Origin of the sequence: Pedobacter sp., from assembly GCF_965279535.1 — a bacterium.
In the GTDB taxonomy this organism is placed as follows: domain Bacteria; phylum Bacteroidota; class Bacteroidia; order Sphingobacteriales; family Sphingobacteriaceae; genus Pedobacter.
This window is the reverse complement of the sequence record NZ_OZ257244.1, coordinates 4,094,389-4,108,851: the sequence shown is the minus strand read 5'-3', so window position 1 is coordinate 4,108,851 and position 14,463 is coordinate 4,094,389. Positions and strand designations below refer to the sequence as shown.

Here is a 14,463-nt window from a genome sequence, read left to right as displayed (position 1 = left end):
GGATATGAAAAATGAGAAAAAATCGCACTGGGAAAAGGTGTATTTAGAAAAAAGTCCTGACCAGGTCAGCTGGACGCAGGTCTACCCCACAGTTTCAATGGAGATGATAACGGGGTTCAATCTGGATAAATCTGCTCCGATAATCGATATTGGCGGGGGAGACAGTCTGCTTGTGGATTTTTTGCTTCAGGAAGGCTACAGCGATATTACCGTAGTGGATATATCTTCCCGGGCATTGGAAAAGGCAAAGGCAAGGCTTGGAGAACTGTCTGGCAGGATACACTGGATCGAGACAGACATCAGGGATTTTGTGCCGCAAAGAAGTTATGCAGTCTGGCATGACCGGGCCACTTTTCATTTCCTTCATTCATCAGAGGAAATCCATAGTTATGCAAACACGGCAGGTCAGTTTACCGGAGAATACTTGGTCATGGCGACTTTTTCGCTCACCGGACCAGAAAAATGCAGTGGCCTGCCCGTTTCAAGATACAGTGAAAGAACGCTGCGCGAGATATTTAGAGAAGGGTTTACCGAAATAGAGTGCAGGCCGCAAGAGCACACTACCCCAATGCAAAGCACGCAGGATTTTCTGTTCTGCAGCTTTAAAAAAAATACAGAGCAATAAGAAACGAATAAATACAATGAATAAACTACTTCAAATGATCAGCAGTTTTTTTTCAAAAGGTGCGTACAACCTCGATGGCTACCACTTCAAAAACGAATTTACAAAAAGCAGTGACGCAGTCCTCTTAGATGTAAGGACAAAGCCTGAATATGCCCCAGGCGCGCTTCCTTCAGCCATATATATCGATTTCCTGGGTTCTGCCTTTTCTTTAGAACTTGCAAAGCTGGATAAGGCCAAGCGGTATTTCCTCTATTGCAGAAGTGGAAAGCGTTCCTCCTCAGCGGTATCGGAGATGAGAAAACTTGGGGTGGAAGCATTCAACCTGGTTGGAGGTATCGGTACCTGGCCAAAATGAAGAAATATATTCAAGAAATATTGATCTATTCAACGCTGCCGGCCGGATTTCTTCGGGATGGCAGTTTGCTAAAATGATTCAGCACTTACTTGCTCAAACCGCCACAGGCATTACCTTTTAACAACAACAAAAACACCCATATTAACATTTCATTTAAAAAAACATGATTGATTTTATTAAACAACCCTGGCCTTGGTATTTCTCGGGCAGCATGATCGTACTCATTATGCTCATCCTACTTTTTTTCGGAAAGTCCTTTGGCTTTTCATCAAACCTGCGAACGATGTGCAGCATAGCCGGAGCAGGCAGGAAAGTAAAATTTTTTGATTTTAAATGGAAAGACCAGACCTGGAACCTCATGTTCCTTATCGGCTCGGTAATAGGTGGATTTGTTGCTACAAATTACCTTAGCAGTCCATCTCCCGTAAAATTATCATCCGCCACAATCTCCGATTTAAATCAATTGGGCATTAAGTTCGATGGTGGGTTAAATCCAACCGGCCTGTTTTCACTGGAAGCAATGAAAGATTTAAAAACGCTGGCTATTTTACTCATCGGTGGTTTATTAGTCGGTTTTGGATCTCGTTATGCAGGCGGTTGTACTTCTGGTCACGCCATATCCGGGCTTTCGAATCTGCAAGTACCATCACTAGTAGCCGTAATCGGTTTCTTTGTTGGTGGCCTGATCATGACTTTCCTCATCATGCCTTTTATCTTTTAAATCTAAAAAAAATGAAATTCATAAAATATATTCTTGCAGGAACACTTTTCGGAATCATCATGACCAAGTCTGAGGCTGTTTCCTGGTACAGGATCCAGGAAATGTTCCGTTTCCAGTCTTTCCATATGTATGGAATTATTGGTACGGCCGTTGTACTTGGCGTAATTGCAGTATGGCTGATCAAAAAATTCAAAGCCAAGGATCTGGCCGGAAATCCGATTGTCTTCCACGATAAGGACAAGGCCTATATAAAATACCTACTAGGCGGCACCATTTTCGGCCTGGGCTGGGCACTCACCGGCGCCTGTCCCGGCCCCATGTTCGTCAACCTTGGGAGCGGATATGCCGGTATGGCGGTGGTCATCCTTGGTGCGCTCCTGGGCACCTATCTATACGGAGCGATGAAAAGCAAGCTCCCTCATTAATAAAATAGAATCTGATGAGCAAACTAAGGGCTATAATAGACCATAGATGTCCCAGGTGCCGAAAGGGAAAATTATATACCCATTCCATGTTCCATTGGAAATATGATCAGATGAATAAAAAATTTGCCTGCTGCAACCTGAACTATGAGATAGAGCCGGGCTTCTTTATCGGAGCGATGTATGTGAGCTATGTTTTCATTGTCGCAGAACTTGTCAATGCGGGCATTCCGGCATTCATGATCTTTGGCGAAGAAGAGCAGTGGGCAATCATCGCAACCACTATTTCGCCGGTCATCCTACTGTTCACCTTCAACTACCGCTATGCCAGAACCCTTTTGCTCCATGTCCTCTCTCCGATCAAATATGATGAAAGTGCAGGCAGAAACTGCTGAGAAGATTTTGGGGCGCTGTGACAAAAGTTACAGTGCGAAGAACCGCTAAAGGGTAAATTTGATGTAAACCTGGCAAAGGCAGGAATCATACCGTTAAACACATTAATCAAAAATAAAAACACATGAAAATAGAACAATTTGAAGACAAGCACCTCTCCCATTACAGCTATGCGGTACTGAGCGAATGCCGGAATGAAATCATATTGATCGATCCCTCCAGGGATCCGTCTGCATATTACCATTTTGCCGAAAAACACCAGGCCAAAATAGTTGGTGTTATCGAGACGCACCCGCATGCGGATTTTGTGAGTGCTCATCTTGAAATCCATCATAAGACCGGCGCAACAATATATTGCAGCAAACTCAATACGCCGTCCTACCTGTTTTCCCCATTTGATGAAGACCAGACGATAACCCTGGGAAAGATCACCTTAAGGGCAATCAACACCCCGGGGCACTCTCCGGATAGTATCAGTATTTTGCTCGAACACGATGGGAAACAAAAAGCGCTATTTTCCGGAGATACCCTTTTTATCGGTGACTGCGGAAGGCCGGATTTAAGGGAAAGCGGAGGTGATTCAATGGCGGAACGCAATTTCCTTGCCGCCCAAATGTACCATTCATTAAGGGACAAACTGATGAAACTCTCAGATGAAGTGATTCTGTATCCGGCACACGGGGCAGGTACGCTCTGCGGAAAAGCGTTGAGCGAGGCCAATAGCAGTACCATTGGTGCTGAAAAAAGAAGTAACTGGTCACTGCAGGAAATGACTGAGGCCGATTTTGTGAGCGCATTAAATGAAAACCAGCCATTCATTCCATTTTACTTCCCTTTTGATGTGGCCTTGAACAAGAAAGGCGCAGCACCGTTTGAAGATTCGGTAAGTGCGGTTCAGATCATGGAATCCGGTGAAAACTTAAAACCAAATGCCCTAATTATCGATACGCGAAGGGAAGATGTTTTTAAGAAGGGACATATAGAAGGCGCTGTAAATATCATGGATGGAAACAAATTTGAAACCTGGCTGGGCAGCATTGTGAAGCCTGAAGAGCCTTATTATCTTATGGCAGAAAATCTTGCTACATTGCATAGTCTTATCGCGAGGACCGCATCCATCGGGTATGAAACGCAGCTTGCCGGCGGTTTTATAAACGCAGTAGAAACTGTCCCGGATGAGATTATCGATATCCAAAATTTTAAAGAGAACCAAAATGGATATACCATTGTGGATGTGAGGAACAAGACAGAGCGTATGGAAAACAGTATTTTTGAGAACAGCATAAATATTCCACTGGGAAATTTAAGGGAAAGGGTAAACGAAATTCCGCTGGAGCAACCCGTAGCAGTACACTGCGCCGGTGGATACAGAAGTGCGGCTGCAAGCTCACTGATTGCATCCGTTATTGATGGCAAGCAAAAGGTGCTTGATATTGGTGAGGCCATTAAGGATTTTCAGAATTAATATTTTAAAAGTGTGAAAACAGAAAGAAACAACGAGGATAAACTGCAGGTATTTGCCCGGTTTGGAAAATATCTCGTATGGACGTCATTTCTATTCGTTGTGATCATGTTTTCTCTTGTTTTAGCACTCAGCGGATTTCATCTTCCAAAAAGTTTCTATGCGGATAAGCCTAATCCATCCATTCAAAAGAATCAAATAAAACCTTTAGAGCGCCGTGTTGCTAAACCCGAATATTGGAAGGCGCCTGATACGATGCAGCTTCAGGGCAAAGCTGATGCGGATCTGATCAGGTATGGCCGGGATTTGATTGTCCGTACGGCATACTATTTAGGGCCGCAGGGTATCGTAGGAAAGCTGACTAATGGTATGAATTGTCAGAACTGCCACTTGGATGCAGGAACCAGGCCCTTTGCGAATAATTTCTCCATCTTTTATGCAGGTTTTCCAAAAATGAGCGCAAGAAGCGGTAGAAAGGAAGAAGCCTTTGAACGGATTAATGAGTGCTTCGAGCGAAGCATGAACGGCAAAGCTCCGGGAAGAAATTCCAGGGAAATGGTCGCCATGTTGGCCTATTTAAAATGGGTTGGAAAAAAACAGGATGCCGCACATTCCATTGCGGATAATTCGGTAAAAAAAATCCCATATCTGGATGTGCCTGCAGATCCCCTGAAGGGGAAAATGGTATATGCCTCCAAATGCAGCAGCTGTCATGGAGAAACGGGCAAAGGCGTTGCCTCACCTGATGGAAAAGGATATATGTACCCTCCCCTTTGGGGCAGGGACAGCTATAACGATGGTGCAGGAATGTTCAGGCTTGGAAATTTTGCAGGATTTGTCAAAAACAACATGCCTTATGGCGCCACCTACAAAGATCCGAACTTAACGGATGCGGAAGCCTGGGACGTAGCTGCATTTGTGAATGCGCAGCCCAGACCGCACCTGGATTCCAAAAACGACTATAAAAACCTGTACACAAAGCCAATAGATTATCCCTTCGGGCCATATGCAGATCACTTTAGCGAAAAGCAGCATAAATATGGTCCCTTTATTGACATGGCTGAACAGCACGCACCTATAAAACAGAAAAAATAGAAACATGAAAAAATTACTGATCTTACTCCAGCTTGTCATCATGATGGTCATCACCACCAATGTATCTGCACAGGAGACAAAAAAACCGTTTACGGGTGCTGTTGCAAAAAAGAAATCATATAAAGCGCTATATGTACTTAACAGTGCCGAGGAAAAACATATTTCGGGAACACTCAGGAACATCAACAATGCTTTGGAGGATCCAAGATTGAAGGGAAAACTGGAGGTTGAGCTTATCGCCTTCGGGGATGGCGTGGCGGTTTATCGCAAGGATGGAAAGTTCCTTGAGCAGCTTAATTTGCTAAAGTCAAAGGGCGTAATTCTTGCGCAGTGCGAGAATACCGTTCGCGAGCGGAAAATCGATAAGTCAGATCTCTTCGATTTCATCAGCTATGTGCCAAGCGGCAACGGAGAGATCATCATCCGTTCGGCGGAAGGATGGGTAATCGTTCATCCCTAATGTAAAAACCAAAACGGCAGTGAATCTTTAAAAGGTGCAAATTGGTATTTCGATACGATGCAAAGATTAGGATCAGTTGTGCCGGATCCATTTCACCCGGGGCCGCAAACGCCGAAAATTATTGTCATGTTTAAATATCAATGGCTTATGCCGGCAACACTAAAATTCAAAAGGTTCGACAAAATTGTCTATCATCGTATGTGCTGTGCGGAGTAACGCATTTAAAAATGCTAGGGAATTTATCGAAAAGCTACATAATTAAAACAGTACTCGCCCAAACAGCATTGATAAAATTTTGTTAATCAGGCATGCGGTGATCCGTCAACCAATATTATCAATAATGGAAAAAGAAGAACAAGCCATTCCTAAATCAAACACTGGTGACCATCTGGCCAACGAACGGACTTTTCTTGCCTGGATAAGAACTAGCATAGGAATTATGGGCTTTGGTTTTGTGGTGGTAAAGTTTTCACTTTTTATCAAGCAGATCACTCTCGCTCTTGGGGCCAAAGCCGTCGTACACCAAACCGGCAACTCACAGAGGATAGGAATACTTCTTGTCGGGGTAGGCGCACTGACCATCATCCTGGCATTTATGCGCTATCAAAAAACTCATACACTTATTAATCAAGGCAGTTATTACCATTCCTCTACACTCATCAAAGTCCTTACCGTGGTTATTTTCATTTCAAGCATGCTTTTGTTGATATATCTTGTAAGAACGACTTAGCGGATCTCTGACATGGAAACACTGATTGTGAGCACGAATACCAAACTTGAGAGAACCCGTACTTTATCACCGGTCAAATATGTTTCGCTACCAAACGCAGCAGGTCGTGAATATCGAAAGGCTTTTTAATAAAATTCTCTGCAGCGCAGCCCCTTCTAATGTCATAACGGTCCGCATGAGCACTCATCATGATAATCGGAACATTCCGGGTTTTCTCTAAGGACTTCAGGTAACTGCAGACTTCAATGCCGTTTCCATCGGGGAGCATAACATCCAGCAGAAAAAGATCTGCAACATGATCACTTAGCCCTGCCATAAACGAGCTTACCGAAGAAAACGCGGAAACCCCGTACCCCTCACTGTTAAAAAGAAGCTGTAATACTTCGGTTATACCCTCATCATTTTCCAAAAGATATATCATCTTTTCCATTTGTCATGCATATTGTGGGTTGCCCCTGGTTATAATAAATCTGATTTGCCATTCCTACGAATGTTTTTTAAAGGTCTAAAAAGGCCCCTACTTCCTCAATTTTCGCTTCTCATTGAGATGGCCGGTTTCCAGGTTCAACCGCTCCAGCAGGTAACGCAATAAAACCTCTCTATCTTGGTTTGCGGGGTGATATGCGTTATCTCCACCCTTTGCTGAGGATTTATTATGGTCAAAAGTTTCAAATGGTTGTGAAATATTTTTCTCTGTCATAATTTAAATTTTAGGTTAAATATTTTGCCTATTATTTTTTAGTTCCTGAAATTGCCAGAGCCAAACGAAGTCCAAAAAAGGAAACCTGCCCTCCGCTGCTTTTCCAACCCTCATAACGAAGGCCGAGATCTGCACTATAATGCTTCGAAATTGGAATGCTGGCACCCAAAGTCGGTCCGTAGGCAAAAGAGGTATTCAGCCGGTCTCCAAGAGTATTTGCTGCACCAAGCTCAAGGGCAGCGTAATAGATACCTTCAAAGTAATATTTTGCTCCGACTTTAATTGGAACAACACCATTCATGCTTGTTGGCTCTCCTAAATAATCGAGACGTTTTTTTACCTCATCCCTGTAGCGGAAAGTCATATAGCCCGCAGATCCGGTTAGGTTGAGGTGCTCCGAAACCTTGAATTCCACCTTTGTTGATGCCCCATATCCGTTGACATAAGTTTTAGCCGTCTTACCGGTCGGAAAGCCCATGACAAAGCCTACCGATATCTTGGGGACGGCAGTTTGATCTTGCGCCTTTACCTTTACAGTCATTAATAACAGGAAACAGATCAGAAAAGGTTGAAATGTCCATCCGGCATAGGCACTCATAGGGAGGTCCTGTAAAAAATGTTTAACTCGGCCGCAATGCTTTCCAGGTAAGGGGCAAGCTTAAAATCTCTTGATACAAAGGATATTACCCCTTGTTTTTTACATTCCCAAACCGTCCCAACCAGCTCTCCCTCGATGTAGACCTGGTTGCATCTTTTCTTTGGGACATCTATGCAAATGTGTTTTCCCCCGATTTCAAACTCATGGTTAAATTCTAAATCTTTCATATTTTCCTTTTTTCTTATCTGACTAATAAAAAGATTTGCCGGGCGGCTAATATCCGCCCGGCAATGTTTTATAGCGTCTGACCGCTTTTGATCTCATCGTTCGCGGGCGAAATAATCTCTGTCCCGGCTTTGATGGAACCAAAAATCTCGGTCATCTCTGTTCCCTTCATCCCTTCCTTAATGTCAACGAGCTTGGCTTTACCATTTGCAATTTCCACTACGTACTTCCGTTCTGTAGAACGCACGATAGCAGAATTAGGCACAAGAAGCGAAGTCGCACCGGATTTAAGCGGGATTTCAACCTCGGCATACATGCCGGCCTTCAACCTGTTATCTTTATTGGCCACGTCAACCTCGACGATTTCCTGGCGCATGTTGCCCAGTGAATTTGCAGACCGGCTGATCTTGGCCTGGCGCTGTTCCCCCGGCAGCGCATTGAAGCGGAACTTGACCATCTGGCTTAGGTCCACTTTGTCTACATAATCCTCAGGTATAGAAACTTCAAGCCTCATGTGGGTCAGGTCCTGCAATACCAGCATGGGTAGGTCCGAAGATTTGCCCGCCGACACCAGTGCTCCCGGTGATACATTCCTGTCAACGATCACCCCGTCAAAAGGCGCATATACTTTCAAGTAGTCCTGCATGGTACGTACGGAGGATACATTTGACCGCTCAGCCTCAGCTATGGCCTTATCTCCTTTCATCCTGGAAAGCGCATTATCAAGTTCTAGCGGAGATACCGAACCTTCCTCTTTTGCTGCTTCTTTCAGACGTCTGTATTTCTCACTGCTCGCCGATGCGGTCTCCCGTGCCTGCAGGTAACGGGAATTTGCCGATTGCAATTGTGATTCGAGTTCCGGTGCTTCCAGGGTCATCAGCAGCTGGCCTTTGGTCACCTTAGAACCCAAATCGACCAGTATTGCTTTCACAAAACCATTGGCCTTGGGAAAAATGTTCACCTGGTTGAAAGGCTTGAGCACCCCGGGAATGCGGGTAAAACTGGAAAGGGCCTCTTCTTCGACCTTTGTGGTTTCATATTTGGCTTCCTTGCCGTTTTTTTCGGGACTGATGTTCACGGGCTTCTGGTTTCCGCCACACGCGGCCAGAGTACTTATAATTATTATGATGGGAATGAATCTGGTTTTCATGTTGTTTATCTTTTAAATTCTTGTTTTTCTAGGCATTAGGTTTGGTTCTTTTAAGCTGCTTTTTTTCTGTACCCAAGCGAAAACCTGCGGAAGGATGAAGAGCGCGGCAAGGGTTGAAAAGAATAGCCCACCAATAACAGCCCTGCCGAGCGGCGCGGTCTGTTCACCGGATTCGCCCAACCCAGAGGCCATCGGGATCATCCCGGCTATCATCGCAAAACTGGTCATCAGGATCGGCCTTAAACGAATCCCGGCACTCACCACTGCCGCCCGGGTAGAATCCTTGTAATCCAGCCTGAGTTTTTCGGCGTTGGTCACGATAAGTATCGCATTGGCCACTGACACCCCGGTGGACATGATCATCCCCATGTAGCTCTGCAGGTTAAGCGTAGAACCTGTAAGCAATAATGCGGTAAGCGACCCAAGGATTACAGCAGGAACGGTCGAAAGAACCGTCAGCGAAAGCTTGAAAGACTGGTAATTGGCCGCAAGCAGCAGGAAGATCACCAATATCGCAAAAGCAAGTCCGCCCTGAAGAGAAGATAGTGTTTCAGTCAACAGGCTCGACATACCTTTCACTTCAGCAGTTAGTCCCTTAGGAGGCGTGCCTACGGACTTTAGTGCCTTTTCTACATCAGCAGTTGCCGTTCCAAGATCCTTTTTATAAATGTTTGCGCTCACGGTCAGAAAGCGTCTTGGCCCGGAGCGGTCATATTCTCCTGGAAGGTAACTGGTATTGAAAGTAGCGATGTCGCCCAGTACCGGACTGCTCTGCCCTTTAACCAAAGGAATTTCTTTGAGCTCATCCATTGTATTCATGACATACTCTGGAACCTGTACCTGTACCTGGTAGGTATAGGCGGTTTTTTCATCGAGCCATTGGTTCTTCTCAGTAAATCGGCTGGATGAGGTACTTGCAGTAACTGACCTTGCGATATCAACCACGTTCAGCCCAAACTGCGCCGCCTTTAATCTATCAAGGGTAATAGAAACCACGGGAATGTGCAGGGGTTGAGCAATCTGGATATCACGGAGGTAATCTATTTTTTTAAGTTTAGAGAGCACCTTATTAGCGTAAGACTCGATCTGGTCCATATCTTTTCCTGCTACTCTGATCTCAATAGGAGTTGCAGCGCCTTGGCTCATAATCTTTTCGGTCATGTCAATCGGCTCAAAGGTGATACGTAGGTCAGGAAGTTTATAAGCGATGTTCTTTCTCAGCGCATCTTTCAGCTCATCCATATTTACCTTATAATCTTCATCAAGGTTCACCTGAAGCACAGCCTCATGGGTACCGGTATTGAAGATATATAAGTTACTTGTTCCGTAACTACTCGGAATAAGCCCAACGTATCCCGAACTAACTGCGATATGGTTATCTACTGTCTGATTGATAATGGAAAGTACCTGCTTAAATTTCTCCTCGGTGCGCTCTAATCTGGTACCGTCCGGCGCTTTGATGCGTATCTGGAACTGTCCGTTGTTGAGCTTTGGCATCATATCCTTTCCAATAAAAACAAATCCCAGTCCTGCAAGAGAAATGACCAGAACTAAATAAATCCCGACAATACCTTTTTTCATCGGCATCCACCGCTGGATGATTGCCATAAACCGCACCTTCACCCTTTCAAAGAAATCATTTTTTTCCGGTTCATCCTTTTCATTTTGCAGATGCTTTTCTACCTGCTCTCCTTGCCTCTCGTCCAGGGCCTCTCCTGCATGAGCATGGATCTTACCATGGTCATAGTGCTGGTAACGTTCTTCGTTTATCATCCAGTTGGATAGAATGGGAACTAAGGTCTGGGCCACGATGAAAGAGACAACCATGGTGAAGCCAATCGAAAGGGATAGTGGCAAAAACATCGCCTTTGGTATACCGTTCATCATAAAAGATGGTGCAAATACGGCCAGAATACACAGCAGGATGAGCAGCAGCGGGAATGCGATTTCTTCACAGGCATCGTAAATGGCTTCGCGTTTGGGCTTGCCCATTTCCAGGTGCTGATGGATATTTTCGATCGTCACCGTTGCCTGATCGACCAGGATCCCTATTGCAAGTGCCAGACCGCTCAAGGTCATGATATTTATGGTCTGACCGAACATGCCTAGTAAAAGCACCCCAATTAAAATCGATACCGGAATGGTGATCACCACGATAAGACTGCTTCGCAGATCACGCAGGAATAGCAACACCATTAGGCCCGTTAATAGTGCACCAAGACCACCTTCAGTGATCAGGCTTTTTACCGAGTTGATAACGGCAACAGACTGGTCAAATTCATAAGAGATGTGGACATCGTCCGGCAAGAGGCTCTGCATTTCGGGGATTTTGGCCTTTAAGGACTTTACCACTGACCAAGTCGAGGCGTCTGCTGTTTTGACCACAGGAATATACACAGACCGTTTCCCGTTGATCAATGCATAATCCACGGTAACATCCGCTGCATCGGCAACCCTTGCCACATCCCTTACCAATATTGAAACGCCGTTTTTTGTAGCTATTGGAATGTTGTTGAATTCATCGACCGTTTTAACCAGGGAGTTCATAGAGGTCACCATCATGGTATTGTCCAACCTTAGATTTCCCGAAGGAGACATGACATTGAACTTGGATAAAGCCCCTACCACCTCGTCCGGAGTCAGATTATAACTCCTTAATTTGCTCGGATCTACACTAATGGTAATCGAGCGGGAATTGGCACCGAATGGCGGTGGCGCTGAAAGCCCTGCGACAGAGGAAAACATGGGCCTGATACGCGTTGCCGCCATATCATAGATTTCTTTCAGACTGCGGGATTTGGCCGAGAGTACAAGCTGGCCTACTGGCAGTGAAGAGGCATCAAAGCGGACCACCTGCGGAGGCAAAGCGCCTGGAGGGAAGAACTTCATGGCCCGGTTAACCTGCAAGGCAACTTGGGCAGAAGCCTCTGCCATATTGGTGCTTTCATAAAAACTCAGCTTTAGCATCGTCAAACCCTGAATGTTTTTGGCGGTAATATTCTTAACGCCATTAACATAAAGAAACTGATCCTGTAGACGAGTGGAGAAGAAGCCCTCCATCTGTTGTGGAGACATACCTCCGTAGGATTCAATAACATATATTGTCGGCGAATTAAGCTGGGGGAAAATATCTATTGGGATCTTCAGCGCACTGAGAACTGCAAAGAGCAGTAAACTCGCGGTGATCACCACTGTTGTAATCGGCTTTTTCAGGGCCGAGGTAACCATTGACATATCTTTATTATTTTAATGTGTTTAACAGTGAATCTACTTGGTTGGTGGCGATAGCCTTTTGAAAAAGCGCCCGGATGTACAGATATTTTGCGTTGACAAAATCGGTTTCTGCACGGTAAAGGATGGTCAGGGCTGCATTGAGCTCAATGATGTCGGTCAGCCCGTTCTTATAAAGCGAGAGCTTCTGGCGATACCCTGCGGCCGCTGCCTTTAGCTGGTTTGGTATTTCATCGAGTCTTTTATGCGCGGTACTGATCTCAAGTCCTGCTTGAAGGGCGGCATTTGATAACATTAACCTTTCCTGCTGTAGTTCCTTTAAGTAAAAATTGCTACTGGCCTTTTGGGTCCTAAGCTTCAACTGACGCCTGCGCAGATCAAATAAGTTATAACTGATCCCTACGCCCACGAGGTAATTTTCCCGTTGCCATTCCAAGCCATTCGAGAGACTGTTGAAATTATCATTGGCATCAATGCTTGATCCCCTTGACCAGGCAGCAGCTTGCAGGCTTACCTTTGGATTATAGGCTTTTTTGACCAGGTTTTCCTTCTCAACGCTGCTTAGATAATTGCTTTTGTAGAAATCAAGCAGCGGATGGCTTGAACTGTCGGTCAACTTTACCGATAGGTTTACCTCAAGCGATTTTAGCCGATCCAGGATCGTACTGTCAGCGACAATACTTTCCGGATTTAGCCCGCTGATTGCTGCAATGTCGAGCTGAACCTGTCTGTAGGTATTGTCCATTTCAATATAGTTCAATCTTGATTTGGAGAGTTCGGCCCCTGCGATACTGGTATCCACACCCGGACGCACACCGCTTCTGGCAAGGGATAAAATCGAACGGTTGATCTGCTCATTGCGACTGATATTGCTTGCTTGAATGGATAGCATGTCCTGAAGCTTTAGTAGACTCAGGTAATCATCAATAGCGATGGCCCTTGTCTGGTATCGGCGCTGGGCAAACTTGGATCGTTCAACGACAAGTTCTGATTTGGCGACTGCATTCTGAGCTTTATAGGCACCAAAATTATAGACCTCCCAATCAAGGGAGACAATACCAAGATTAGTAAGTGTAGCCTTGGTAGTGCTTTCAGTCCTAACACCTCTGGAATTGGAGGGAACTATACCAAAGGCCATATAAGGTCCTGCCACGTTATTGTTTGAGCCCAGATCTGCCTGATAATTAAGCTTCAGATTTGGAAGGGCATTCGCCGCGGTCTCTCTTAACTGGGCGGCACGTATATCAACTGTTGCTGAATCAGCGGCCAGTGAAGGTGAAAAAGCGGTCACGTGATCGATCAGATCAACGATCCCGATGGGCTTTGGGGAGGTTTGGGCATGGCTTTCCAGCCCCATATATAAAAGTGGGAACAAACAGAAAATCTGTTTAATACGGATCATGTCTTTAAATTAAAATTTAAGGAAAAAGATTTGACGGACGTCTTGGACAGGAAACACGGTGATTAACCGGCCGTCGTCACTTCATCATTTGAAGGACCTGTCAATAAAAGAAAATTGAGATAAATCTCAGATCCGAAAGACCTGGTTGGAAATATAAATTGGGACTGATCCGGCAATCCTGTATCTGATCTCAAGAAAATACCTGTTTAGGTTAGAGGCTAAAAGCGAAAGCCCCAAAAATAAGATGACGCCGATAAGAAAAGCTTCCAAAACAGGAAGCACGGTTTTCTTGCGTTCATCAAGGATACACTTAAATTGTCTGGTAATTTTTGAATCCTTTCCAAGCGGAGAAAAGCTACCTTTGTACTGCGCAGCTGATTTTATTCCCCGGGCGGACTCTAAAAGGGAGAGGTTGGATAAAAAAAAGATATTGCCCAAAGAGATAATCAGGTACAGCAAGACGACTCCAATTATAGAGCAATTTGGTACCTGCTTAACTTTCAAACCCTTCAAATTTAACAACCTAAATATATAGGCGCTAAAATCTGCATTAATCTAAAAAGATGAGAGGATAAACCGCAACAAAACCGTTACAAAATATCAACAAATATTAGGTTACGATATTTCTCACCCTACTTTCGATTGTCATCGAATAATTTCTTTTTCCTATACTGTCCCTCCATCTTGTTGTTCAAAACTTTATCAAAATTAACCACAGCTTCACAATGCTCAAAAAGGGTCGAACTTCCGCGGGTTGACCCTACTAAGTGGCAATATGAGGCATCTAAAAAGTATGCCTCTTATTTTTTAAACATTAAGAACTTGAAAATAAGTCACTTACAATAGATTAAATTGAATTTTTCGGTTCGAACTTTTTAGAATTTTCCCTAAAAT

16 protein-coding genes are annotated in these 14,463 nt (G+C 44.6%); 9 read left to right on the top strand and 7 right to left on the bottom strand.

Translation table 11 applies throughout. From position 1 onward, the window contains the following. Positions 1-4: 4 nt before the first annotated feature. The 9 genes from ACQY77_RS16880 (at position 5) to ACQY77_RS16840 (ending at position 6,263) form a co-directional block, all read left to right on the top strand. The gene (locus tag ACQY77_RS16880; protein ID WP_056095270.1) at positions 5-625 is read left to right on the top strand and encodes a class I SAM-dependent methyltransferase; all 621 of its coding nucleotides are present in this window, start codon (positions 5-7) and stop codon (positions 623-625) included. A gap of 16 nt (positions 626-641) precedes the next feature. After that, entirely contained in the window at positions 642-980 is a 339-nt protein-coding gene (locus tag ACQY77_RS16875) for a rhodanese-like domain-containing protein (RefSeq protein WP_197413310.1), read from the top strand. A gap of 163 nt (positions 981-1,143) precedes the next feature. Further along, the gene (locus ACQY77_RS16870; protein ID WP_056095272.1) at positions 1,144-1,701 is read left to right on the top strand and encodes a YeeE/YedE family protein; all 558 of its coding nucleotides are present in this window, start codon (positions 1,144-1,146) and stop codon (positions 1,699-1,701) included. Between the two features lie 11 nt (positions 1,702-1,712). Then, positions 1,713-2,126 (top strand): DUF6691 family protein, encoded by a 414-nt coding sequence (locus tag ACQY77_RS16865; protein WP_056095276.1) that lies wholly within the window; start codon positions 1,713-1,715, stop codon positions 2,124-2,126. Between the two features lie 110 nt (positions 2,127-2,236). After that, positions 2,237-2,518 carry a hypothetical protein gene (locus ACQY77_RS16860; RefSeq protein ID WP_146202964.1) on the top strand — a complete coding sequence of 94 codons (282 nt, stop codon included), beginning with the start codon at positions 2,237-2,239 and terminating at the stop codon, positions 2,516-2,518. 122 nt (positions 2,519-2,640) lie between these two features. Then, positions 2,641-3,981, top strand: coding sequence for an MBL fold metallo-hydrolase (locus ACQY77_RS16855; protein WP_056095282.1), 1,341 nt, complete (start codon positions 2,641-2,643; stop codon positions 3,979-3,981). Between the two features lie 12 nt (positions 3,982-3,993). Then, the gene (locus ACQY77_RS16850; RefSeq protein ID WP_199562757.1) at positions 3,994-5,073 is read left to right on the top strand and encodes a c-type cytochrome; all 1,080 of its coding nucleotides are present in this window, start codon (positions 3,994-3,996) and stop codon (positions 5,071-5,073) included. 4 nt (positions 5,074-5,077) lie between these two features. Further along, complete coding sequence (locus ACQY77_RS16845) at positions 5,078-5,533, top strand: DsrE family protein (RefSeq protein ID WP_056095285.1); 456 nt, start codon at positions 5,078-5,080, stop codon at positions 5,531-5,533. 340 nt (positions 5,534-5,873) lie between these two features. After that, positions 5,874-6,263, top strand: a complete 390-nt coding sequence (locus ACQY77_RS16840) for a YidH family protein (RefSeq protein WP_056095288.1) — start codon at positions 5,874-5,876, stop codon at positions 6,261-6,263. A 73-nt stretch (positions 6,264-6,336) separates the two neighbouring features. On the opposite strand, the gene ACQY77_RS16835 is transcribed toward ACQY77_RS16840, so the two are convergent. From ACQY77_RS16835 to ACQY77_RS16805, 7 genes are all read right to left on the bottom strand, one after another. Further along, a complete protein-coding gene (locus ACQY77_RS16835) occupies positions 6,337-6,693 on the bottom strand; it encodes a response regulator (protein WP_056095291.1) in 357 nt (118 codons plus the stop codon). Between the two features lie 87 nt (positions 6,694-6,780). Then, positions 6,781-6,963 (bottom strand): hypothetical protein, encoded by a 183-nt coding sequence (locus tag ACQY77_RS16830; RefSeq protein WP_056095295.1) that lies wholly within the window; start codon positions 6,961-6,963, stop codon positions 6,781-6,783. Between the two features lie 31 nt (positions 6,964-6,994). Continuing rightward, positions 6,995-7,561, bottom strand: coding sequence for a hypothetical protein (locus ACQY77_RS16825; RefSeq protein ID WP_056095298.1), 567 nt, complete (start codon positions 7,559-7,561; stop codon positions 6,995-6,997). Further along, complete coding sequence (locus tag ACQY77_RS16820; protein ID WP_056095301.1) at positions 7,558-7,788, bottom strand: hypothetical protein; 231 nt, start codon at positions 7,786-7,788, stop codon at positions 7,558-7,560. The genes ACQY77_RS16825 and ACQY77_RS16820 overlap by 4 nt, the downstream gene beginning before the upstream one ends. Positions 7,789-7,856: 68 nt before the next feature. After that, positions 7,857-8,936 (bottom strand): efflux RND transporter periplasmic adaptor subunit, encoded by a 1,080-nt coding sequence (locus ACQY77_RS16815; RefSeq protein WP_056095304.1) that lies wholly within the window; start codon positions 8,934-8,936, stop codon positions 7,857-7,859. Between the two features lie 12 nt (positions 8,937-8,948). Continuing rightward, on the bottom strand, positions 8,949-12,170 hold the full coding sequence (locus ACQY77_RS16810) for an efflux RND transporter permease subunit (RefSeq protein WP_056095306.1): 3,222 nt from the start codon (positions 12,168-12,170) through the stop codon (positions 8,949-8,951). Between the two features lie 7 nt (positions 12,171-12,177). Continuing rightward, the gene (locus ACQY77_RS16805; RefSeq protein ID WP_056095310.1) at positions 12,178-13,569 is read right to left on the bottom strand and encodes a TolC family protein; all 1,392 of its coding nucleotides are present in this window, start codon (positions 13,567-13,569) and stop codon (positions 12,178-12,180) included. Positions 13,570-14,463 lie beyond the last annotated feature (894 nt).

What these genes read in the sequence shown, in the direction of transcription:
- ACQY77_RS16815 (WP_056095304.1), bottom strand. Translation starts at nt 8,936, where the DNA reads ATGAAAACCAGATTCATTCCCATCATAATAATTATAAGTACTCTGGCC.
- ACQY77_RS16865 (WP_056095276.1), top strand. Translation starts at nt 1,713, where the DNA reads ATGAAATTCATAAAATATATTCTTGCAGGAACACTTTTCGGAATCATC.
- ACQY77_RS16860 (WP_146202964.1), top strand. Translation starts at nt 2,237, where the DNA reads ATGAATAAAAAATTTGCCTGCTGCAACCTGAACTATGAGATAGAGCCG.
- ACQY77_RS16820 (WP_056095301.1), bottom strand. Translation starts at nt 7,788, where the DNA reads ATGAAAGATTTAGAATTTAACCATGAGTTTGAAATCGGGGGAAAACAC.
- ACQY77_RS16825 (WP_056095298.1), bottom strand. Translation starts at nt 7,561, where the DNA reads ATGAGTGCCTATGCCGGATGGACATTTCAACCTTTTCTGATCTGTTTC.
- ACQY77_RS16805 (WP_056095310.1), bottom strand. Translation starts at nt 13,569, where the DNA reads ATGATCCGTATTAAACAGATTTTCTGTTTGTTCCCACTTTTATATATG.
- ACQY77_RS16835 (WP_056095291.1), bottom strand. Translation starts at nt 6,693, where the DNA reads ATGGAAAAGATGATATATCTTTTGGAAAATGATGAGGGTATAACCGAA.
- ACQY77_RS16875 (WP_197413310.1), top strand. Translation starts at nt 642, where the DNA reads ATGAATAAACTACTTCAAATGATCAGCAGTTTTTTTTCAAAAGGTGCG.
- ACQY77_RS16830 (WP_056095295.1), bottom strand. Translation starts at nt 6,963, where the DNA reads ATGACAGAGAAAAATATTTCACAACCATTTGAAACTTTTGACCATAAT.
- ACQY77_RS16810 (WP_056095306.1), bottom strand. Translation starts at nt 12,170, where the DNA reads ATGTCAATGGTTACCTCGGCCCTGAAAAAGCCGATTACAACAGTGGTG.
- ACQY77_RS16840 (WP_056095288.1), top strand. Translation starts at nt 5,874, where the DNA reads ATGGAAAAAGAAGAACAAGCCATTCCTAAATCAAACACTGGTGACCAT.
- ACQY77_RS16880 (WP_056095270.1), top strand. Translation starts at nt 5, where the DNA reads ATGAAAAATGAGAAAAAATCGCACTGGGAAAAGGTGTATTTAGAAAAA.
- ACQY77_RS16870 (WP_056095272.1), top strand. Translation starts at nt 1,144, where the DNA reads ATGATTGATTTTATTAAACAACCCTGGCCTTGGTATTTCTCGGGCAGC.
- ACQY77_RS16855 (WP_056095282.1), top strand. Translation starts at nt 2,641, where the DNA reads ATGAAAATAGAACAATTTGAAGACAAGCACCTCTCCCATTACAGCTAT.
- ACQY77_RS16845 (WP_056095285.1), top strand. Translation starts at nt 5,078, where the DNA reads ATGAAAAAATTACTGATCTTACTCCAGCTTGTCATCATGATGGTCATC.